Origin of the sequence: Streptomyces hygroscopicus subsp. hygroscopicus, assembly GCF_030269125.1 — a bacterium.
GTDB lineage: Bacteria > Actinomycetota > Actinomycetes > Streptomycetales > Streptomycetaceae > Streptomyces > Streptomyces hygroscopicus_C.
In genome coordinates this window covers 250752-270915 of sequence record NZ_BSSM01000005.1, presented here as the reverse complement: position 1 = coordinate 270915, position 20164 = coordinate 250752, and the positions used below count along the sequence as shown (strand labels likewise).

The 20164-nt window shown below is 71.6% G+C and carries 18 protein-coding genes; 9 read left to right on the top strand and 9 right to left on the bottom strand.

From position 1 onward, the window contains the following. Positions 1–72: 72 nt before the first annotated feature. Positions 73–2241: a SpoIIE family protein phosphatase gene (locus tag QSK45_RS14335; RefSeq protein WP_285556725.1), complete on the top strand. Its 2169-nt coding sequence runs from the start codon at positions 73–75 to the stop codon at positions 2239–2241. Here QSK45_RS14335 and QSK45_RS14330 read toward each other — a convergent pair. The 3 genes from QSK45_RS14330 to QSK45_RS14320 all read right to left on the bottom strand — a co-directional run bounded on the left by QSK45_RS14330 (position 2157) and on the right by QSK45_RS14320 (position 4986). Continuing rightward, complete coding sequence (locus QSK45_RS14330; protein WP_285556723.1) at positions 2157–3257, bottom strand: AI-2E family transporter; 1101 nt, start codon at positions 3255–3257, stop codon at positions 2157–2159. The two genes, QSK45_RS14335 and QSK45_RS14330, sit on opposite strands and share 85 nt — an antisense overlap. 138 nt (positions 3258–3395) lie before the next feature. Beyond that, positions 3396–4373, bottom strand: a complete 978-nt coding sequence (locus tag QSK45_RS14325; RefSeq protein WP_285556721.1) for a pirin family protein — start codon at positions 4371–4373, stop codon at positions 3396–3398. A gap of 130 nt (positions 4374–4503) precedes the next feature. After that, a complete protein-coding gene (locus QSK45_RS14320; RefSeq protein ID WP_111583275.1) occupies positions 4504–4986 on the bottom strand; it encodes an SseB family protein in 483 nt (160 codons plus the stop codon). Positions 4987–5181: 195 nt separating this feature from the next. Here QSK45_RS14320 and QSK45_RS14315 point away from each other — a divergent pair, with 195 nt between their 5' ends. The 4 genes from QSK45_RS14315 to QSK45_RS14300 all read left to right on the top strand — a co-directional run bounded on the left by QSK45_RS14315 (position 5182) and on the right by QSK45_RS14300 (position 9655). After that, positions 5182–7008 (top strand): acyl-CoA dehydrogenase, encoded by a 1827-nt coding sequence (locus tag QSK45_RS14315; RefSeq protein WP_285557094.1) that lies wholly within the window; start codon positions 5182–5184, stop codon positions 7006–7008. 123 nt (positions 7009–7131) lie between these two features. Continuing rightward, the gene (locus tag QSK45_RS14310; RefSeq protein ID WP_285556717.1) at positions 7132–8481 is read left to right on the top strand and encodes a M18 family aminopeptidase; all 1350 of its coding nucleotides are present in this window, start codon (positions 7132–7134) and stop codon (positions 8479–8481) included. A gap of 179 nt (positions 8482–8660) precedes the next feature. Next, positions 8661–8921, top strand: a complete 261-nt coding sequence (locus tag QSK45_RS14305) for a DUF6458 family protein (RefSeq protein WP_285556715.1) — start codon at positions 8661–8663, stop codon at positions 8919–8921. Between the two features lie 239 nt (positions 8922–9160). Continuing rightward, positions 9161–9655: an LURP-one-related/scramblase family protein gene (locus QSK45_RS14300; RefSeq protein WP_285556713.1), complete on the top strand. Its 495-nt coding sequence runs from the start codon at positions 9161–9163 to the stop codon at positions 9653–9655. A 36-nt stretch (positions 9656–9691) separates the two neighbouring features. Here QSK45_RS14300 and QSK45_RS14295 read toward each other — a convergent pair whose 3' ends face one another. Continuing rightward, entirely contained in the window at positions 9692–10510 is an 819-nt protein-coding gene (locus QSK45_RS14295; protein WP_285556711.1) for a carbon-nitrogen family hydrolase, read from the bottom strand. Positions 10511–10692: 182 nt separating this feature from the next. Here QSK45_RS14295 and QSK45_RS14290 point away from each other — a divergent pair, with 182 nt between their 5' ends. Together QSK45_RS14290 and QSK45_RS14285 are read left to right on the top strand one after the other, a co-directional pair. Continuing rightward, positions 10693–11517, top strand: a complete 825-nt coding sequence (locus QSK45_RS14290) for a maleylpyruvate isomerase family mycothiol-dependent enzyme (protein WP_285556709.1) — start codon at positions 10693–10695, stop codon at positions 11515–11517. A 148-nt stretch (positions 11518–11665) separates the two neighbouring features. Continuing rightward, the gene (locus QSK45_RS14285) at positions 11666–12418 is read left to right on the top strand and encodes an SAM-dependent methyltransferase (protein ID WP_285556707.1); all 753 of its coding nucleotides are present in this window, start codon (positions 11666–11668) and stop codon (positions 12416–12418) included. Positions 12419–12443: 25 nt separating this feature from the next. Here the strand turns inward: QSK45_RS14285 and QSK45_RS14280 are convergent, their stop codons facing one another. Next, positions 12444–13739, bottom strand: a complete 1296-nt coding sequence (locus QSK45_RS14280; protein WP_285556705.1) for an MFS transporter — start codon at positions 13737–13739, stop codon at positions 12444–12446. Further along, positions 13736–14407 carry a GntR family transcriptional regulator gene (locus QSK45_RS14275; RefSeq protein ID WP_285556703.1) on the bottom strand — a complete coding sequence of 224 codons (672 nt, stop codon included), beginning with the start codon at positions 14405–14407 and terminating at the stop codon, positions 13736–13738. Before QSK45_RS14275 ends, QSK45_RS14280 begins: the two co-directional genes overlap by 4 nt. 190 nt (positions 14408–14597) lie before the next feature. Here QSK45_RS14275 and QSK45_RS14270 point away from each other — a divergent pair, with 190 nt between their 5' ends. Beyond that, positions 14598–15500, top strand: coding sequence for a D-alanyl-D-alanine carboxypeptidase family protein (locus tag QSK45_RS14270; protein WP_285556702.1), 903 nt, complete (start codon positions 14598–14600; stop codon positions 15498–15500). Between the two features lie 101 nt (positions 15501–15601). Here the strand turns inward: QSK45_RS14270 and QSK45_RS14265 are convergent, their stop codons facing one another. Then, positions 15602–16405 (bottom strand): hypothetical protein, encoded by an 804-nt coding sequence (locus QSK45_RS14265; protein ID WP_285556701.1) that lies wholly within the window; start codon positions 16403–16405, stop codon positions 15602–15604. Positions 16406–16762: 357 nt separating this feature from the next. Here QSK45_RS14265 and QSK45_RS14260 point away from each other — a divergent pair, with 357 nt between their 5' ends. Then, a complete protein-coding gene (locus QSK45_RS14260) occupies positions 16763–17608 on the top strand; it encodes a calcium-binding protein (RefSeq protein WP_285556699.1) in 846 nt (281 codons plus the stop codon). Between the two features lie 180 nt (positions 17609–17788). Here QSK45_RS14260 and QSK45_RS14255 read toward each other — a convergent pair whose 3' ends face one another. Further along, the gene (locus QSK45_RS14255) at positions 17789–19174 is read right to left on the bottom strand and encodes a dihydrolipoamide acetyltransferase family protein (protein WP_285556697.1); all 1386 of its coding nucleotides are present in this window, start codon (positions 19172–19174) and stop codon (positions 17789–17791) included. Positions 19175–19185: 11 nt separating this feature from the next. Further along, on the bottom strand, positions 19186–20163 hold the full coding sequence (locus tag QSK45_RS14250; RefSeq protein ID WP_285556693.1) for an alpha-ketoacid dehydrogenase subunit beta: 978 nt from the start codon (positions 20161–20163) through the stop codon (positions 19186–19188). Position 20164 lies beyond the last annotated feature (1 nt).

Below are 20164 nucleotides of genomic sequence, written 5' to 3'. Positions count from 1 at the left end.
CCGTTTGCCGCCCGCGGGACTCCCGCGCTCCTACGGTGGCACGCACCGAGCGCATCTTCTTAAATTGGGGCAATGCGCACAGGTGAGCCGCTCCCGGCCGTGGGGGATGTCCTCGCCGCCCTCGCGACCGGGCTGTGGCACTGGGACACGGCGGACAAGCTGGTCACCGTGGACGCGGAGGCGGCGCGGCTGCTCGGGCTGCGCGCCGCGCCGACCACCCTCACCGAGGCCCAGACCCGGGCCCGGCTGCATCCGGCCGACTGGAACGAGATCACCGCGGTGGTGCAGCTCGCGGTGGCGGGGAGCACACTCGCCGAGGTACGGGTGCGGATCATGGACGAGCGGGGCACCGTCCTGCGCGTCGTCCGCAGCCGCTCGAAGCCGTCGTACGACGCCGAGCGGCACGCCTATGTGCTGACCGGCACCCTCCAGGAGGTGGCCGAGCCGGGCCCGGAGCCGGCGGGTGGGCGCGCCACCACGGTCACCGGGCCCTGGCGGCGTTCGCGGGAGGCGTTCCTGCTGGACGCGGGCCGGGCCCTGGCCGAGGCGCGCTCCACCGCGGAGGTGCTGCGGGTCGCGGCGGGCCTGTCGATGCCGGGGTTCTCCCCGGACGGGCTGGTGGTGTTCGGGGTGGAGGGCGACCGGCTGACGATGATCGGCCACCACGGGCACCAGCCCGACGAGATGGGCCCGTTCACCAACATGCCGCTGGCCATGGAGTATCCGGCGGCCGAGGTGGTGCGCACCGGGCGGGCGGTGTACCTGTCCTCGCCGGAGGAGTACAAGGACCGCTATCCGGTGACCTGGCCGCTGGCCCGGCCCTTCGGGCGCAGCTCGTGGGCGTTCCTGCCGCTGACGGTGGGCGGGCGCACGATGGGCGCGTGGATGGCGGGGTTCGCCTATCCGGTGGCGTTCACCCCGGACGAGCGCGCGGTGCTGACGACGGTGGCCCGGATGCTCGCCCAGGCGCTGTCCCGGGCGACGACCGCGGAGTCGGAGCGGGAGCTGACCGAGGGCCTCCAGCGCTCCATGCTGCCCTCGCTCGGCCCGCAGGTCCCGGGGGTGCGGATCGCCGCCCGCTACATCCCGACCGGCGGCGGGCTCCAGGTGGGCGGCGACTGGTACGACGTGATCCCGCTGCCCGCCGACCGGTTCGCGCTGGTCATCGGGGATGTGCAGGGGCATGACGTGCGGGCGGCCGGGCTGATGGGGCAGCTGCGGATCGCGCTGCGCGCCTACGCCTCCGAGGGGCACCGCCCGGACGCCGTGCTCTCGCGCGCCTCCCGTTTCCTGCACGGGATCACGCACGACGAGGAGATGTCCGACCCGCGCTTCGCGACCTGCCTGTACGTGGCCGTCGACCCGGTGACCGGGCGGCTGGAGATCGCCCGCGCGGGCCATCCGGACCCGGTGATCCGGATGGCCGACGGCACGGTGATGCTGCGGCCGACGGCGGGCGGTCTGCCGCTGGGCATCGACCCGGACGCGGACTATCCGACGACCCGGTTCGTGCTCCAGCCCGGGGAGACGCTGATGCTGTGCACCGACGGGCTGATCGAGACCGGCGGGCACGACCTGGACAGCGGCTGGCAGCGGCTGCGCGCGATCCTGGAGGACCACGACGGCGACCTGGAGTCGCTGGCGGACGTGCTGGTGCAGGGCGTGCACGGACCGTCCTCGCACCACACGACGGGGCCGCTGGCCGACCGGCGCGAGGACGACATCGCGCTGCTGCTGCTGCGCCGCGCGGTGCCGGGGCACGACACGGCGGAGCGGCCCCGGGTGCGGCGGATGCTGCTGTCGGTGGGGCAGGACGAGCCCGAGCGGATCGCGGAGGCGCGCCGGTACGTACGGGACCTGCTGCACGACTGGGGCTCCCCGGACCAGGTCGACTCCGCCGAGCTGCTGGTCTCCGAGATGCTGACCAACGTCCTGGTGCACACGGACGCCGACGCGCTGCTGCTGTCCGAGGTGATCGAGGAGAGCGGCCGGCGCCGGCTGCGGGTCGATGTCTTCGACTCCGGCGACGACCTCCCGCACAAGCGCCGCCCCGGCGAACTGGCCTCCTCGGGGCGGGGCCTGCTGCTGATCGGGATCCTGGCGGACACCTGGGGGGTGGATCCGAGGGGGGAGGGCAAGAGCATCTGGTTCGAGCTCTACGAACGGTCGGGGGAGCGGGGCGGCCCGAAGCCGGGCGGCGGGTCCGGCGGGGGCGCGTCCGACGGGGTCGAGGACGCGTAACGGCGGCGCAGTTCCTGTGCGACCCCGAAGGCGGCCGCGGTCAGCGGGACGGCCAGGAGCATGCCGAGGATGCCCGCCACGGAGGCACCGGCCGTGATGGTGACCATGACCACCGCGGGGTGCATCTGCACGGTACGGCTCTGGATCACCGGCTGGAGCACATGCCCCTCCAGCACCTGCACGGCGAGCACCACCCCGAGCACCCACAGGGCGATGACGAAACCCCGGTCGGCGAGGGCGACGAGCACCGCGACCGCGCCGGAGATGAACGCCCCGAGGTAGGGGATGAAAGCGCCGACGAAGACCAGCGCGCCGAGCCCCAGGGCGCCGGGCACCTGGAGGATCAGCAGGCCGACGGTGATGCACACGGCGTCGATCAGGGCGATCAGGGTGGTGCCGCGCATGAACCCCTCGACCGCCTGGAAGGCCCGCCGCGCGACGGCTTCGAGGGTGTCGGCGGCGCCCCGGGGCGCGAGGGAGCGCAGGGCGCCCGCGACGAGGTGGGAGTCGCGCAGGAAGAAGAAGACCAGCACCAGGGCAAGGACGGCGAGGGCGATGCTCTCCCCGACGACGCTCACGCCGCTGATGACGTTGGACGCGGCCGTGCCGCCGAAGCGGCGCAGCAGTTCGCGGGAGTTGGTGGCGAGGTCGTCCAGGCCGGTGCCGGCGGCGCCGAAGTGCCGGGAGACGCTCCGCGCGGCGTTGCGGAGGGAGGTGATGATCTCGTCGCCGCTGTCGACGAGGGCGGCGACGACGATGTAGACGGCGCCGCCGACGACGGCCACCACGGCGACACAGGTCAGCCCGGCCGACACCGAGCGCTGCACGCCGGCGCGTACGAGCTGCCGGTGCAGCGGGCCGAGCAGGGCGGTGCCGAGGAGGGCGAGCAGCACCGCGGTGACGGCCGTGCGGAACTCCCCGCACAACCGCACCCCGACCCATCCGACCCCGGCGGCCAGCAGCAGCACGGCACACCATGCGGCGAGCCGCCGAACGGGCTCGGGCAACAGATGCACGTCCCCCAGCGGATCACGCGGGCCGCGCGCTGTCCCGCCGTGCGGGTCCGGGCGGGTGAGCCGCCCGCGGGCCCCGTCGGCCGAAAGGGCGCCCCTTCGGACTCCGTCGGCCGAAAGGGCGCCCTCGACGAGGAGGCGTCAGGCGCCGGGGCCCTCGTCGGACATGCCGTGGACGGCCGGGACCGTGCCCAGACGGCCCTTCTGGAAGTCCTCGAAGGCCTGCATCAGTTCGTCCTTGGTGTTCATCACGAACGGGCCGTAGTGGGCCATCGGCTCGCGGATCGGCCGGCCGCCGAGGAGGACGACCTCGAGGTCCGGGGTGTTGCCGTCCTGCCGCTCGTCCGCGCGCACGGTCAGCGAGGAGCCGGCGCCGAAGACCGCCGTCTGGCCCATGTGCACCGGGCGGCGCTCCGCACCGACGGAGCCGCGGCCCGCCAGCACGTACGCCAGGCCGTTGAAGTCCTCCCGCCAGGGCAGCGTGATCTCCGCACCCGGCGCGAGCGTCGCGTGGACCATGGTGATCGGCGTGTGGGTGATGCCGGGACCCTCGTGGCCGTCCAGCTCACCGGCGATGACCCGGAGCAGCGCGCCGCCGTCGGGCGAGGTCAGCAACTGGACGCTGCCGGCCCGGATGTCCTGGTAGCGCGGGGCCATCATCTTGTCCTTGGCGGGGAGGTTCACCCACAGCTGGAGCCCGTGGAAGAGCCCGCCCGAGACGACCAGGTGCTCCGGCGGCGCCTCGATGTGCAGCAGACCCGCGCCCGCCGTCATCCACTGGGTGTCGCCGTTGGTGATGGTGCCGCCACCGCCCTGGCTGTCCTGGTGGTCGAAGATGCCGTCGATGATGTAGGTGACGGTCTCGAAGCCGCGGTGCGGGTGCCAGGGGGTGCCCTTGGGCTCGCCCGGCGCGTACTCCACCTCTCCCATCTGGTCCATCATGATGAACGGGTCGAGGTGGCGGTAATTGATACCCGCGAACGCCCGGCGCACGGGGAAGCCCTCGCCCTCGTACCCGCTCGGAGCGGTCGTGACGGTGAGCACCTTGCGGGCCACGGCGTCGGCGGGAGCGGTCACACGGGGCAGCGTCAACGGGTTCTCGACGGTCACTGCAGGCATGGTGGCTACCTCCTTCGTACGCTCACTTTAGTTGAGCGTTGAACTTCTTGCCACCCACAACAGGACGGGCCCGGAGGTAATTCCCTCCGGGCCCGCGCGGCGGCGACGATCAGCCGATCGGCCGTAGCGGTCAGCCGTACATCCGGCGCATCGCGAAATCGACCATCTGCTCGACCGCCTTCGCGTCGAACACCATCCGGTGCTCGCCCTCCATGTCGAGGACGAAGCCGTAGCCGGTCGGCAGCAGGTCGATCACCTCGGCGCCGGTGATGACGAAGTACTTGGACTCCTTGCCCGCGTACCTCCGCAGCTCCTTGAGCGAGGTGAACATCGGGATCACCGGCTGCTGGGTGTTGTGCAGCGCGAGGAAGCCGGGGGTGTCCCCGCGCGGGCAGTACACCTTCGACGTGGCGAAGATCTGCTGGAAGTCCTCGGGGGACATCTGCCCGGTGGTGAACGCGCGCACCGCGTCCGCGAGCGAGGGCGGGGACGGCTCCGGATAGAGCGGCGGCTGCTGGCCGTACCCGCCGGCCCCGCCCGCCATCTGCTGCTGCCCCGACGTGTACTGCTGCTGCGCGGCGCCGCCGTCCATGGGCTGGCCGTATCCGTACATGGGCGCAAGCGTACCGAGATCGAGCCCGCCGCAGGGATGGACCCGAACGGACCACAGGAGTAGACCCTTCTCACACTTGGCCGAACCGGGGTTGCGTCTTATTACCGACGGGTAGCATCATCGTAGCTACTTGTTGGTACGTGAACCAGATGCGAGGAGACAGTGCCTCGCCGATCCCTCAACGGAGCCGTCGCCATGGGGCACTACAAGTCGAATCTCCGCGACATCGAGTTCAACCTCTTCGAAGTACTCGGGCGCGACAAGGTGTACGGCACCGGCCCGTTCGAGGAGATGGACGTCGAGACCGCCAAGAGCATCCTGGAGGAGATGACCCGCCTCTCGGAGAACGAGCTGGCCGAGTCCTTCGCCGACGCCGACCGCAACCCGCCGGTCTTCGACCCGGAGACCAACACGGCGCCGGTCCCGGCCTCCTTCAAGAAGAGCTACCAGGCCTTCATGGACTCCGAGTACTGGCGGCTCGGCCTGCCCGAGGAGATCGGCGGCACCACCTCGCCCCGCTCCCTGATCTGGGCCTACGCCGAGCTGATCCTGGGCGCCAACCCGGCCGTGTGGATGTACTCCTCCGGCCCGGCGTTCGCCGGCATCCTCTTCGAGGAGGGCAACGAGGTCCAGAAGCACATCGCCTCGATCGCCGTGGAGAAGCAGTGGGGCTCCACGATGGTGCTCACCGAGCCCGACGCGGGTTCCGACGTGGGCGCCGGCCGCACCAGGGCGGTCCAGCAGGAGGACGGCTCCTGGCACATCGAGGGCGTGAAGCGCTTCATCACCTCCGGTGAGCACGACATGTCGGAGAACATCCTCCACTACGTGCTCGCGCGTCCCGAGGGCGCCGGCCCCGGCACCAAGGGCCTGTCCCTCTTCCTCGTGCCGAAGTACCTGTTCGACTTCGAGACCGGCGAGCTGGGCGAGCGCAACGGCGTCTACGCCACCAACGTCGAGCACAAGATGGGCCTGAAGGCCTCCAACACGTGCGAGATGACCTTCGGCGACCAGCACCCCGCCAAGGGCTGGCTGATCGGCGACAAGCACGACGGCATCCGCCAGATGTTCCGCATCATCGAGTTCGCCCGCATGATGGTCGGCACGAAGGCGATCTCCACGCTGTCCACCGGCTACCTGAACGCCCTGGAGTACGCCAAGGAGCGCGTCCAGGGCCCGGACCTGGCCAATTTCATGGACAAGGCCGCGCCCAAGGTCACCATCACCCACCACCCCGACGTGCGCCGCTCGCTCATGACGCAGAAGGCGTACGCGGAGGGCATGCGCGCCCTGGTGATGTACACCGCCTCGATCCAGGACGCGATCCAGATCAAGGAGGCGGGCGGCGAGGACGCCTCCGCCGAGCACGCCCTCAACGACCTGCTGCTGCCCGTCGTCAAGGGCTACGGCTCCGAGAAGGCCTACGAGCAGCTGGCCCAGTCCCTGCAGACCTTCGGCGGCTCCGGCTTCCTCCAGGAGTACCCGATCGAGCAGTACATCCGGGACTCCAAGATCGACACCCTCTACGAGGGCACCACCGCGATCCAGGGCCAGGACTTCTTCTTCCGCAAGATCGTCCGCAACCAGGGCGCCGCGCTGAACTCGCTCGCCGAGGACATCAAGAAGTTCCTGGCGCTCGGCACCGGCGGCGAGGAGCTGGCGGGCGCCCGCGAACACCTGGCCAAGGCCGCCGTGGAGCTGGAGGCGATCGTCGGCCTGATGCTGACCGACCTCGCCGCCACCCAGAGCGACGCCAAGAACATCTACAAGGTCGGCCTGAACAGCACCCGCCTGCTGCTCGCCTCCGGCGACGTCATCGTCGGCTACCTGCTGCTCAAGGGTGCCGCCGTCGCCGCCGAGAAGCTCGCCACGGCCTCCGCCAAGGACAAGGCGTTCTACACCGGCAAGATCGCCGCCGCGAAGTTCTTCGCCGCGAACGTCCTGCCGGGCGTCACCCTCGCCCGCAAGATCGCCTCGGGCGTCGAGCTGGACCTGATGGAGCTGGACGAGGCCGCGTTCTAGACCGCGGACCGGCGTCCTTCCGGGACGCAGGTGCCGGACGTTACGGACGTCCCCGTCCTTTCCGCGCACGGGCCCGCTCCTCTTACCGGGAGCGGGCCCGTGCCCGTCGTTAAGGTGAATCCCATGAGCGCACCATCCCGCCCGTCGCCCGCCGCCACCCCTCCAGCGAGCGCTGCGCGCGCACCCCTCACCTTCGACCGCGGCCACACCGACGACCTGATGTCCTTCCTGGCGGCCTGCCCCTCGCCGTACCACGCGGTGGCGAACGTCGCCGAGCGGCTGGAGAAGGCCGGCTTCAGGCAGGTCGCCGAGACGGACGCCTGGGACGGCACCAGCGGCGGCCGGTACGTGCTGCGCGGCGGCGCGATCATCGCCTGGTACGTCCCCGAGGGCGCCGCGCCCCACACGCCGTTCCACATCGTCGGCGCCCACACCGACTCGCCCAACCTGCGGATCAAGCCGCGCCCCGACAGCGGCGCGCACGGCTGGCGCCAGGTCGCCGTGGAGATCTACGGCGGCCCGCTCATGAACTCCTGGCTGGACCGCGACCTGGGCCTGGCCGGCCGGCTGACCCTGCGCGACGGCTCCAGCGTCCTGGTCGACGTGAACCGGCCGCTGCTGCGGGTGCCGCAGCTCGCCATCCACCTGGACCGCTCGGTCAGCGCCGAGGGCCTCAAGCTGGACAAGCAGCGGCACCTGCAGCCGGTGTGGGGTCTCGGCGACGAGGTGCTCGACGGTGACCTGATCTCCTTCCTGGAGCAGGAGGCCGGTCTCGAGGCACACTCGGTGGCCGGCTGGGACCTGATGGTGCACCCGGTGGAGCCCCCGGCCTACCTCGGCCGCGACCGCGAGCTGGTCGCCGGGCCGCGCATGGACAACCTGCTGTCCGTGCACGCCGGCGCGGCCGCGCTGGCCGCCGCCGCGGCCTCCGGCGCGGCCCTCACCCGCATCCCGGTGCTGGCCGCCTTCGACCACGAGGAGAACGGCTCGCAGTCCGACACGGGCGCGGACGGCCCGCTGCTCGGCTCCGTACTGGAGCGCTCCGTGTTCGCCCGCGGCGGCTCCTACGAGGACCGCGCCCGCGCCTTCGCCGGCACCGTGTGCCTGTCCTCCGACACCGGTCACGCCGTGCACCCCAACTACGCCGAGCGGCACGACCCGACCCACCACCCGCGCGTCAACGGCGGCCCGATCCTCAAGGTGAACGTCAACAACCGCTACGCCACCGACGGTTCGGGCCGTGCCGTGTTCGCCGCCGCCTGCGAGAAGGCCGGTGTCCCCTTCCAGTCGTTCGTCTCCAACAACTCCATGCCCTGCGGCACCACCATCGGCCCCATCACCGCGGCCCGGCACGGCATCCGCACGGTCGACATCGGCGTGGCGATCCTCTCCATGCACAGCGCCCGCGAACTCTGCGGCGCCGACGACCCGTTCCTCCTCGCGAACGCCCTGACGGCCTTCCTGGCGGCCTAGTCGGGCCCGTCCTCCGGAGGGCCGGCCGCCACCGGCCTCCCGGAGGACGGGCGTCCCGCCGGGCTGCCCCGCGTGGAACGTCCCCGTGGCGGGGCGGCCTTCGGGAGGGCTAGGCGGGGCGGCGCCGGGTACCCGCACGGGACCGGAGATTCCGGAACCGAAAGGGGAGGCGAAGCCTCATGGGGCTCGGCGGATGCATCATCCTCATCGCCGTGGGGGCCATACTCACGTTCGCGACCGACTGGCACATGCACGGCGTCAACCTCACCGTCGTCGGCCTGATCCTGATGGCCGTCGGTCTGATCGGCGTCGCCACGTTCAGCGGTATCGCCCGGCGCCGGCGGGTCGTCGTGCCACCGACGACGCCGGTCGTGGAGGAGGAACCCCACCACCGTCACCACCACACCGGCGACGGCTACACGGACGGCTACGGCGTCTGAGCACCCCTCGGCGGGGCGGACCGGGACGCCCCAGCCCCGCCGGGGGACGTGCCGGGCGGGGTACGCGATGTCCTGGCCGTCGTCGCGGCACGCGGCCGTCGCGGACATCCACGACACCCCCTCCCCGACGGCCGGGGCGGGTTCGGGCCCGCGGCTCGGGCCGGTGTCCGCTCCCTCCCGCCGCGGGTCGCACCGCTCCCGCCGTGATGAACCGGCCGGGCCGGGGAAGGGCTCAGGGCATGAGATTCCTGGTACGCGACCGGCTCCTCGGCATCGGCGAGGACTACTGGATCGAGGACGAGCACGGCCGCAAGGTGTTCCTCGTCGACGGCAAGGCCATGCGGCTGCGGGACACCTTCGAGCTGAAGGACGCCGGGGGCCGGGTCCTGATCGACATCCACCGGAAGATGTTCGCCCTGCGCGACACGATGGTGATCGAACGGGACGGCGAGGGCCTGGCCACCATCAGGCGCAAACGCCTGTCCCTGCTGCGCAACCACTACCGCGTCGCACTGGCCGGGGGCTCCGAACTGGACGTCAGCGGCAGGATCCTGGACCGCGAGTTCGTGGTCGAGTACGACGGCGAGGTGCTGGCCGTGATCTCCCGGCGCTGGCTGCACCTGCGGGAGACGTACGGCGTGGACGTCGTACGCGAGGACGCGGACCCGGCGCTGCTCATCGCGGTGGCGGTGTGCGTGATCCATCTCGCGGAGAAGGAGCGGGAGGACGACTGACGTGCCGTCCGCCGGGCCGCACCCGGGCGGTCCCCGCTAGCGCCGGGGCGGCGCCAGCCCGAGGACGCGGTCCTTCAGCGCGGGGAACTGCTCCCGGGTCGCCGCCACCTTCGCCGGGTCGAAGTCGGCCGTGAGGACCTCCTCGCCGGGGCCCGCCTCGGCCAGCACCTCACCCCACGGGTCCACCACGATCGAGTGACCGGCCTGTGGAACTCCCGCGTGGGTCCCCGCCGTTCCACAGGCGAGCACGAACGCCTGGTTCTCCACCGCCCGCGCCCGAGCCAGCAGCGTCCAGTGCGCGCGACGTCGCTCGGGCCAGCCCGCGGGGAGCACCAGCACCCCGGCCCCGGCGTCGACCAGTCCGCGGAACAGCTCGGGGAACCGCAGGTCGTAGCAGGTGCCCAGACCCAGCGTCGCCCCGGGCAGCGGGACCGTCACCAGATCCTGCCCCGCGCCCATCAGCACGGCCTCGCCCCGGTCGAAGCCGAAGCGGTGGATCTTGCGGTAGGCGGCGGCGAGTCGGCCGGAGGGGGAGAAGACGAGCGAGGTGTTGTAGAGGGTCCCGTCGTCCTGCGCGGAGCCGTCGCCGGACGCCGCGCGCTCGGGGATCGAGCCGGCGTGCAGCCACACGCCCGCATCCGCCGCCGCCTCGGCCATCGTCTCGTAGGTCGGTCCTTCGAGCGGCTCGGCCGCACGGCCGAAGTCCTCGTAGGCGAAGGCGCCGGTGGTCCACAGCTCGGGCAGCACCACCAGGTCGGCCCCGGCCTGTTCGCGGACCAGGGCGGCCGCGCGCAGCCTGCGCGAGGAGACCGATTCCCCCTCGTCGACGGCCATCTGGATCAGAGAGGCGCGCACACTACCACCGTCCTGGCATTCGAGTCGTCCATACGGGCCTACGATCGTCACGCGAAAGCACTGCCGGGGTGCCTGCCAGCAGCGTAACTTAGCTTCTCAGACACCCGCCGACGCGCAGCCGCCGCCCGCTGGCACCGCCGCCGCAACCTGCCCGTGTACCGACCGCCGAGGGGTCCCGTTCCGTGAGTCTGCATCCCACCCTCCAGCCCTACGCCGACGCCTGGTCGCACTCCGTCGACGCGATATCCGAGATGGTGCAGCCCCTGGCAGAGGCCGAGTGGAACCGGCGGACACCGTGCCCGGGATGGTCGGTGCGCGACATCGTGTCGCACGTCATCGGCATGGACTGCGAACTGCTCGGCGACCCGCGCCCCATCCACTCCCTGCCGCGCGACCTCTTCCACGTCGCCAACGAGCACCAGCGCTACATGGAGATGCAGGTCGACGTCCGCCGCCACCACACCGCGCCGGAGATGACGTCCGAGCTGGAGTACACGGTCATCCGCCGCAACCGCCAGATGCGCAACGAGAACCGCGCGCCCGACGCCATCGTGCGCGGGCCGCTGGGCACGGACATCACCCTCGAACACGCCCACCGCATGCGCGCCTTCGACGTCTGGGTGCACGAACAGGACCTGCGTACGGCGCTCGGCCGCCCCGGCAACCTCGACTCGCCCGGCGCGCACGTCACCCGCGACTTCCTGCTGGAGGTGCTGCCGAAGGTCGTCGCGAAGGACGCGAACGCGCCGCGCAGTTCGGCCGTCGTCTTCGATGTGCACGGCCCCGTGGAGTTCCTGCGCACCATCCGCGTCGACATCCAGGGCCGCGGCACCCTGGAGACCGCCCCGGCGCTCGGCCCGGTGGCCTCCCTCAGCCTCGACTGGGAGACCTACGTGCGGCTGGCCTGCGGACGGGTGGCCCCCGAGGCGGTGGCGGACCGCGTCAAGGCCGAGGGCGACCAGGATCTGACGAAGGCCATCCTGCACAACTTCGCCGTGACGCCGTGACCCGGTGACGTCGTGACGCGGTGGCTGCGCGGTGCCCCGACCGCGTGACCGCGTATGCCGTGACGCCGTGCCGCCCTTGCGCCGGCCGGGGTCCGGGCCGCCGGCAAATCAGTGGTGCCTGCGGGAACGGCCTTCTAGCGTGCCGGGTATGACCACCGCCCTGCCCCGGCTCACCCGGCTCACCTTCCACGGCCCCCTCTCGGAGGGCCGCGCGACCGCCATGGTCCGGCGGCTCGCGGCGAACCACCCCCGCACCGTGCTCGACATCGGCTGCGGCTGGGCCGAGTTGCTGCTGCGCGTGCTCGACGCCGTGCCGGACGCCACGGGAACCGGCGTCGACCTGAACGGCGAGGACCTCGCCCGCGCCCGGCGGAACGCCGAGGAACGCGGCCTCGGCCGGCGGGTGGAGTTCGCCGAGGAGTCCGCCGTGGGAACCCGGCGGGGCCCCGCCGACCTGGTGCTCTGTCTCGGCGCGACCCAGGCCCTCAGCGAGGCCGAACCCCCCACCGCCGAGGCGCTGCGGGCACTGCGGCGCCTGGTGACCGACGAGGGCCGGGTGCTGCTCGGCGAGGGCTTCTGGCAGCGTCCGCCCACCGACGCCGAGCTGTCCGGCATGTGGCCGGGCGCGGCTCAGGACGATCACTACGACCTCGGGACGCTGCTCGACCTCGCGGTCGGGGCCGGTTTCCGTCCGGAGTGGACGGAGACGGCGAGCCCGCGGGAGTGGGAGGAGTTCGAGTCGGGTTACCAGGCCGACCTGGAGGTCTGGCTCGCCCGCAACCCGGACCATCCGCTGGCGCCCGAGACCCGCGCCCGCCTGGACCGGCACCGCGCCCAGTGGATGAGCTACCGCGGTGTCCTCGGCATCGCGTACCTCACCCTCGTACCGGATACGCGCTGACACGGGCGGTCCGGGGCGGCCGGGCTCACGCCGGTACGTGCACCGTCTCCACCCGGCTGGCCACCAGCCGCTCGCGCTCGCGGCGGGCGGCCCGGCCCCGCAGCCGCAGGATCTGGCCGACGCCGATCGCCTGGAGGACGAACACCGCGCTGAAGGCCACCGTGTAGTCGTCCCCCGTCGCGTCCAGCAGCACGCCGATCGCGAGCAGGGTCGTCATGGAGGCGATGAAACCGCCCATGTTGGTGATCCCGGACGCGGTGCCCTGGCGCTCGGGCGGGTTGGCCGGGCGGGCGAAGTCGAATCCGATCATCGAGGCGGGTCCGCACGCGCCGAGCACCGCGCACAGGACGATCAGCAGCCACATCGGCGCGTGCGCCCCCGGGTAGGCCAGCGTCACGGCCCACAGCAGCGCCGTCGCCGCCACCGTGCACAGCGCGAGCGGCAGCCGGGCGCTGTGGTGCCGGGCGATGATCTGGCCGTAGACGAGGCCCACCACCATGTTGGACAGCACGACGAGGGTCAGCAGCTCACCGGCCGTGGCCCGGCTGAGGCCCTCCGCCTCGACCAGGAACGGCAGGCCCCACAGCAGCAGGAAGACCATCGCCGGGAACTGGGTGGTGAAGTGCACCCACATCCCCAGCCGGGTGCCGGGCTCCCGCCATGCCTCGGCGATCTGCCGGCGGACGTAGGCGGAGCCGTGGTGCCGGGACGGCTCGGGCTCGTGTCCCTCGGGGTGGTCCTTCAGGAACAGTACGGTCAGGACGAGCACGACCACGCCGGCCAGCGCGCTGCCCGCGAACGCCTGCGTCCAGCCGATGCTGTGCAGCAGCCGGGCCAGGACGAGGGTGGAGATCAGGTTGCCCGCCATGCCGACCAGGGCCGCGAGCTGCGCGACCAGCGGCCCGCGCCGGGCCGGGAACCAGCGGGTGCCGAGGCGCAGCACACTGATGAACGTCATCGCGTCACCGCAGCCCAGCAGCGCCCGGGAGGCGAGCGCGGTGCCGTACGACGGCGAGAAGGCGAAGCCGAGCTGCCCGATCGTGAACAGCACGGCGCCGAGGGCGAGCACCTTCTTGGTGCCGAGCCGGTCGACCATCAGGCCGACGGGTATCTGCATGCCGGCGTAGACCAGCAGCTGGAGTATGGAGAAGGTGGACAGCGCGGAGGCGTTCACATGGAAGCGGTCGGCCGCGTCGAGGCCCGCCACGCCCAGCGAGGTGCGGAAGATGACGGCGACGAAGTAGACCGCGACGCCTATGGACCACACGCCGACGGCCCGGACGCCGCCGGGCGGGTCCCCCGGGAGGGTGAGCTTGCTCATCGGACCTCACCCCGCGCGAGAAGCGACACCCGGCTCACGTGCCGGTGCACGACACCGACGGCCGCCTCCGCGTCCCCGGCGCGCAGCGCCCGGAGGATCTCCTCGTGCTCGGCGAGCGTCTTGGCCACCCGGTCGGGCTGGGAGTACATGACGGCGACGCCCATCCGCAACTGGCGGTCGCGCATCTGGTCGTAGAGCCGGGCCAGGATCTCGTTGCCCCCGCAGCGGACGATCTCGGCGTGGAAGCAGCGGTCGGTCACCGCGGCCTCGGCCAGGTCCCCGGCGGCGACCTGCGCCTTCTGCCGCTCCAGCAGCTCGGTGAGCCGCTCCACCAGGCCCGGCGGGGCGGGTACGGCCTTGCGCGCCGCGTACTCCTCGACCAGCAGCCGGGTCTCCACCACGTCCGAGATCTCCTGCGCGGAGACGGGCAGCACCAGGGCGCCCTTCTTGGGGTAGAGCCGGATCAGGCCCTCGACCTCCAGCCGCAGCAGGGCCTCCCGCACGGGTGTGCGCGACACCCCCACGGCCTCGGCCAGCTCGCCCTCGGTGAGGAGGGTGCCGCCCTCGTAGCTCCGGTCGAGGACGCTTTGTTTGACGTGGGCGTAGACGCGATCGGCGGCGGGTGGCTGCTTGGCGGGCGGGGCGGACTGCGGGACGGCCGTTTGCATGTCTACAGCATAGATACAACAGGTACGCAACACACGTCGGCGTCCACGATGCGGACACGATCACCCCCCTCTCCGGATGGCCACACAACCTTCTGTGCTACCTACGTGTCAGACAGATGCGGCCCCTCTCTCTTGACCACCTCAACTCGGCCGCATCCAGGGGCATTCCAGACAATCGGGGTATACCACTTTGATTACCGGCATCAAGGGCCTCCGCCTCCGCCGAGCCACCGCCGTCGCGATCACCTCCGGCGCGCTGCTCGCCACCGGCGCCCTCACCGCGGCTCCCGCACAGGCCGTCACGACGCCCTCGATCGTGGCCAAGGGCGGCTACGTGATGAACAACGCGAGCGGTTCGACGCTCTACACCAAGGCCGCGGACACCAAGAGATCCACCGGGTCCACGACCAAGATCATGACCGCCAAGGTCGTGCTGGCGCAGAAGAACCTGAACCTCGACGCCACGGTGACGATCCAGAAGGCGTACAGCGACTACGTCGTCAGGAACAACGCCTCCCAGGCCCACCTGATCGTGGGCGACAAGGTGACCGTCCGCCAGCTGCTGTACGGCCTGATGCTGCCGTCCGGCTGCGACGCCGCCTACGCCCTCGCGGACAAGTACGGCTCCGGCTCCAGCCGCGCCGCCCGCGTGTCCAACTTCATCGGCAAGATGAACAGCGCCGCGAAGAACCTGGGCCTGAAGAACACGCACTTCGATTCCTTCGACGGCATCGGCAACGGCAAGAACTACTCGACGCCGCGCGACCTGACGAAGATCGCCAGCAGCGCGATGAAGAACTCCACGTTCCGCACCATCGTCAAGACCAGGTCGTACACGGCCAGGACGAAGACCAAGTCCGGCGGCACCCGCACGATGGGCACCTGGACCAACACCAACGGGCTCCTCAGGAGCTACAGCGGCACCATCGGCGTGAAGACAGGCTCCGGTCCCGAGGCCGGCTACTGCCTGGTCTTCGCCGCCACCCGCAACGGCAGGACCGTCATCGGCACCGTCCTCTCCTCCACCTCCATCCCCCAGCGCGAGTCGGACGCCACGAAGCTCCTCAGCTACGGCTTCGCCAGGCTCGGCTGACATGTGCCGTCCGGCGGCCGCCGTCCGGCGGCCGCTCACGGTCCTCGCACCAGGGGCCCGCCGCATCCCGTGGCGGGCCTCTGGCGTTCCCGCCCGCCTCCTTACCGCGGGAGGTGGTCGTAGGTCTTGAAGGTGTACGACGCGTCGTACGTCATCAGGTTCCCCTCGGCGGCCGGCAGGCCGAGGCGCCGGTCGAGGAGAGGGCTGAGCGGGCCGCAGTGTTCGGCGGCGGGGACGGTGAAGGTGTCGTCGTAGGCGGAGAACTCGATCAGCGGCGGGTCCTGGGAGACCCAGACGGAGGGGCCCGAGCGCTTCAGCCGGAAGTCGACCGGCGCGGTGGCGCCGATGGTGCAGCCGGGGGCCAGCAGCGGGTCGAGGAGCCGGAAGCGGAGACTGAACGTGCCGGTGTAGAAGTCGGATCGGCCGCCGTACTCGGGTTGTATCGACAGGTCCCGGACCGGCGCGCGGTCGTCCGCGGCCGTGGTGGTGCCGGCCCCCGTGAGCCCTCCCGGCACGGTCGTCGGCGCGCTGTGCATCGCGCCCCACACCTGGCCGTCGCCACCGCCCGGCAGGGGGCCCTCGGCGTGGGTCATGGTGATCGGAGCGAGCCGCACCGTCACCTTGCCCATGGTCAGCACCGGGGCGGCGCTGTGCACTTCGCATCGCCAGCGAGCCGGGTCGGCTCCGCCGGGCAGGGGTGGGCAGTCGCCGAAGCCGGTCGCGGGCGGTGCGGACGCGGCGGCCCGGGGCGCGGAGTACGCGACACCCGGCGCGCACACGGCCGCCGTACCGGCGAGGACGGTGGCGCCCGCGACGGCGGCGGCACGACCCGCGGCGGACCGCCGGAGGGAGTCGGGACGGCGAGCGGGACCCGGACCGGGCCCGGCGGGAGCGGAATTCGTCATGCCGCCAGCGTGCCGCCCGCGACCACACACTCACCATCCGTGACACCCCTGGCTCGACCCTGACCCATCCCTGATGACCCATCAGGGACCGGACCGGAGACCGTTCTTCCGTGACCCCAGGGGGGGCGGACCATGAAAAAGGGCGCCGTTCCTCCCCGGTTCACGGTCCGTCCGAGCCATGCCCGCACGGTGTTGAGACGCAGGACACGCGGGGTTCAGAAAAAGTCGGCGGGACGTACAACCGTTCTCAGGTGTCGTGAGTCTCCCTTGCGAGTCAAAAGGCTCACTACAACGTTCAGAGCCCGCACACCCCCCATGCGCCCTGCGCGCGGCTCTCTCTCCACGTGGGGAACATAGATGCGTATTCGTGCCAGCCTGGCCGCCAGCACGGTGTCCGGCGCCGTGGCGCTCACCGCGCTCCTCGCTCCTGCCGCACACGCGGCGGACAGCCCGCAGATCCCGAAGGTGTTCACTTCGAAGCCGTCGACCGCGCTCAACGCCCCGGCCGACGAGACCCAGGGCGACACCCAGATCACCAAGGTGACCGACAACGGCAACAAGGACCTCGTCGTCGGTGTCGGCCCGAAGACCTTCAGCGTCTACGTCACGGCCACCGACCCGTCCGGGATCTACTCCGCCGACGCCATGCTGTGGCACGGCACCAGCCTGGACAGCGACGTGGACGGCGCGCTCGTCTCGGACACCGACGCGACCTGCGACAACTGGAGCGCCACGTCCGCCACCTGCAAGATCACCATCACCGCCACGCCCGGCACCGACCTCTACGACAGCGCCCTGAGCGGCAAGTGGAACGTCGCCGTCTACGCCGTGGCCAACGACGGCGACTACGTCGAGACGGACGTCTACAAGAACCGCTGGGTCAAGCGTGCCGCCAGCTTCAGCGGTTTCAACGCCTCGCCGGAGCCCGTCTCCAAGGGCCAGACCATCACGGTCACCGGCACCCTGAAGCGCGCCAGCTGGACCTACCTGAAGTACTACGGCTACGGCAGCCAGCCGGTCCAGCTGCAGTTCAAGAAGGCCGGCAGCAGCACCTACAGCACCGTGAAGACGATCAACAGCTCGTCCACCGGCTACCTGAAGACCACCGTCACCGCTTCGGTGGACGGCACCTGGCGCTTCCACTACGCCGGTAACAGCACCTCCTCCGCCGCGGACGCCTACGACTACGTCGACGTGCGCTGACCCTTCGCCGGCGACGGCATGACCGAGGCCCTGCGGACCACTCCGCAGGGCCTTCGTGTTCGCGGACGAGGCCGGCGGACCGGCGCCCCCGTGGACTTCCCGGGGGAAAGACCGAGCCGCGCGGCCCGTCGAGCGGGCTGCGCGGCTCCCCCGGAAGCGGTCCCGGTCAGGACCGGTCGGTCACGCCCAGGTGATCAGTCGCTTCGGCTGTTCCAGGATCGCGGCCACGTCGGCCAGGACCTTGGAGCCCAGTTCACCGTCGACCAGGCGGTGGTCGAAGCTCAGGGCGAGGGTCGTGACCTGGCGGGGCTTGACCTTGCCCTTGTGGACCCACGGCTGGAGCTTGATCGCGCCGATGGCGAGTATCGCCGACTCGCCGGGGTTGAGGATCGGCGTGCCGGTGTCGACGCCGAAGACGCCCACATTGGTGATGGTCACCGTGCCGCCCTGCATGGCGGACGGGGAGGTCTTGCCCTCGCGGGCCGTGGACACCAGGTCGCCGAGCGCGTCCGCCAGCTGGGGCAGCGTCTTGGTCTGCGCGTCCTTGATGTTCGGGACGATGAGGCCGCGCGGGGTGGCCGCGGCGATGCCCAGGTTGACGTAGTGCTTGACCACGATCTCCTGGTTGGCCTCGTCCCAGGCCGCGTTGATGTCCGGATTGCGCTTGATGGCGACCAGCAGGGCCTTGGCGATCAGCAGCAGCGGGTTGACCCGCCTGCCCTGCATCTCCTTGTCCTGCTTCAGCTCCTCGACCAGCTTCATGGTGCGGGTCACGTCCACCGTCACGAACTCCGTGACGTGCGGCGCCGTGAACGCCGAGCCGACCATCGCCGCCGCGGTCGCCTTGCGCACGCCCTTGACGGGGACGCGGGTCTCCCGGGCACCGTCGTACGCCACCACGGGGGTCGGCGCGGCAGGGGCCGCCGTCACCGGCTCGGGCGCGGCCACGGGCGTGGCCGCCGCATGGACGTCCTCACGCGTGATGACGCCGTCCGGACCGGACGGGGTGACCGTGGCCAGGTCGACGCCCAGGTCCTTGGCCAGCTTGCGCACCGGAGGCTTGGCCAGCGGGCGGGGGGCGCCCGCCACCGGGGCGTGGCCGTTCAGCTCGGGCTGGGCGGCCGGAGCCGCGGCGGTGGCCTCGGGGCCCCTGCGGGGGCGTCGCTTGGTCGCGGAGGTCGACACGCCGTAGCCCACCAGGACCGGCTGACGGCCCTCGGCCTTCGGCTCCTCGGCCGGAGCCGCCGGTGCCGCGGGTTCCGCCGCCTCGGGCCGCGCGGGCGCCGCGGCCGGGGCCGGAGCCCCGCCCGCCACCTGCACCGCGATGATCGCCGTGCCCACGTCGACCGTGGTCCCCTCGGGGAACCGCAGTTCGCGCACCACGCCGTCGTACGGGATGGGCAGTTCGACGGCCGCCTTCGCGGTCTCGACCTCGCACACCACCTGGCCGTCGGTGACCGTGTCGCCGGGCTGGACGTACCACTTGAGGATCTCGGCCTCGGTCAGGCCCTCGCCCACGTCGGGCATCTTGAACTCGCGTACGGACGCGTCCGTCATCGTCGTCACGACCCTCTCCCTCAGTACGCCAGCGAGCGGTCGACGGCGTCGAGCACGCGGTCCAGGTCAGGCAGGTACTCCTCCTCCAGGCGGGCCGGCGGGTACGGGGCGTGGTAGCCGCCGACCCGGAGCACCGGGGCCTCCAGGTGGTAGAAGCAGCGCTCGGTGATCCGGGCGGCGATCTCACCGCCGGAGCCGAAGAACACCGGCGCCTCGTGGACCACGACCAGGCGGCGGGTCTTCTCCACCGAGGCCTGGACGGCGTCGAAGTCGAGCGGGGAGACCGAGCGCAGGTCCAGGACCTCCAGGCTCTTGCCCTCCTCGGCGGCCGCGGCGGCGACCTCCAGGCAGAGCTTCACCATCGGGCCGTAGGCCGCGAGGGTCAGGTCGGTGCCCTCGCGGACGACCTGGGCCTTGTGCAGCGGGGCGGGGATCGCCTCGGCGTCCACCTCGGCCTTGTCCCAGTAGCGGCGCTTGGGCTCGAAGTAGATCACCGGGTCGTCGCTCTGGATGGCCTGCTGCATCATCCAGTACGCGTCCGAGGCGTTCGAAGGGCTGACGACCTTCAGGCCGGCGACGTGCGCGAACAGCGCCTCGGGGGACTCGGAGTGGTGCTCGACCGCGCCGATGCCGCCGCCGTAGGGGATGCGCACGACGACCGGCATCTTGACCTTGCCGAGCGAGCGCGCGTGCATCTTGGCGAGCTGGGTGACGATCTGGTCGTAGGCCGGGAAGACGAAGCCGTCGAACTGGATCTCCACGACCGGGCGGTAGCCGCGCAGCGCCAGGCCGATCGCGGTGCCGACGATGCCGGACTCGGCGAGCGGGGTGTCGATGACCCGGCTCTCGCCGAAGTCCTTCTGCAGCCCGTCCGTCACGCGGAAGACGCCGCCGAGCTTGCCGACGTCCTCGCCCATGACCAGGACCTTGGGGTCGGCCTCCAGGGCGCGGCGCAGCGACTCGTTGATGGCCTTGGCCATCGCCATCTTCTCGGCCATC

What these genes read in the sequence shown, in the direction of transcription:
- QSK45_RS14335 (WP_285556725.1), top strand. Translation starts at nt 73, where the DNA reads ATGCGCACAGGTGAGCCGCTCCCGGCCGTGGGGGATGTCCTCGCCGCC.
- QSK45_RS14325 (WP_285556721.1), bottom strand. Translation starts at nt 4,373, where the DNA reads ATGCCTGCAGTGACCGTCGAGAACCCGTTGACGCTGCCCCGTGTGACC.
- QSK45_RS14320 (WP_111583275.1), bottom strand. Translation starts at nt 4,986, where the DNA reads ATGTACGGATACGGCCAGCCCATGGACGGCGGCGCCGCGCAGCAGCAG.
- QSK45_RS14315 (WP_285557094.1), top strand. Translation starts at nt 5,182, where the DNA reads ATGGGGCACTACAAGTCGAATCTCCGCGACATCGAGTTCAACCTCTTC.
- QSK45_RS14310 (WP_285556717.1), top strand. Translation starts at nt 7,132, where the DNA reads ATGAGCGCACCATCCCGCCCGTCGCCCGCCGCCACCCCTCCAGCGAGC.
- QSK45_RS14305 (WP_285556715.1), top strand. Translation starts at nt 8,661, where the DNA reads ATGGGGCTCGGCGGATGCATCATCCTCATCGCCGTGGGGGCCATACTC.
- QSK45_RS14300 (WP_285556713.1), top strand. Translation starts at nt 9,161, where the DNA reads ATGAGATTCCTGGTACGCGACCGGCTCCTCGGCATCGGCGAGGACTAC.
- QSK45_RS14285 (WP_285556707.1), top strand. Translation starts at nt 11,666, where the DNA reads ATGACCACCGCCCTGCCCCGGCTCACCCGGCTCACCTTCCACGGCCCC.
- QSK45_RS14280 (WP_285556705.1), bottom strand. Translation starts at nt 13,739, where the DNA reads ATGAGCAAGCTCACCCTCCCGGGGGACCCGCCCGGCGGCGTCCGGGCC.
- QSK45_RS14275 (WP_285556703.1), bottom strand. Translation starts at nt 14,407, where the DNA reads ATGCAAACGGCCGTCCCGCAGTCCGCCCCGCCCGCCAAGCAGCCACCC.
- QSK45_RS14265 (WP_285556701.1), bottom strand. Translation starts at nt 16,405, where the DNA reads ATGACGAATTCCGCTCCCGCCGGGCCCGGTCCGGGTCCCGCTCGCCGT.
- QSK45_RS14260 (WP_285556699.1), top strand. Translation starts at nt 16,763, where the DNA reads ATGCGTATTCGTGCCAGCCTGGCCGCCAGCACGGTGTCCGGCGCCGTG.
- QSK45_RS14250 (WP_285556693.1), bottom strand. Translation starts at nt 20,163, where the DNA reads ATGGCCGAGAAGATGGCGATGGCCAAGGCCATCAACGAGTCGCTGCGC.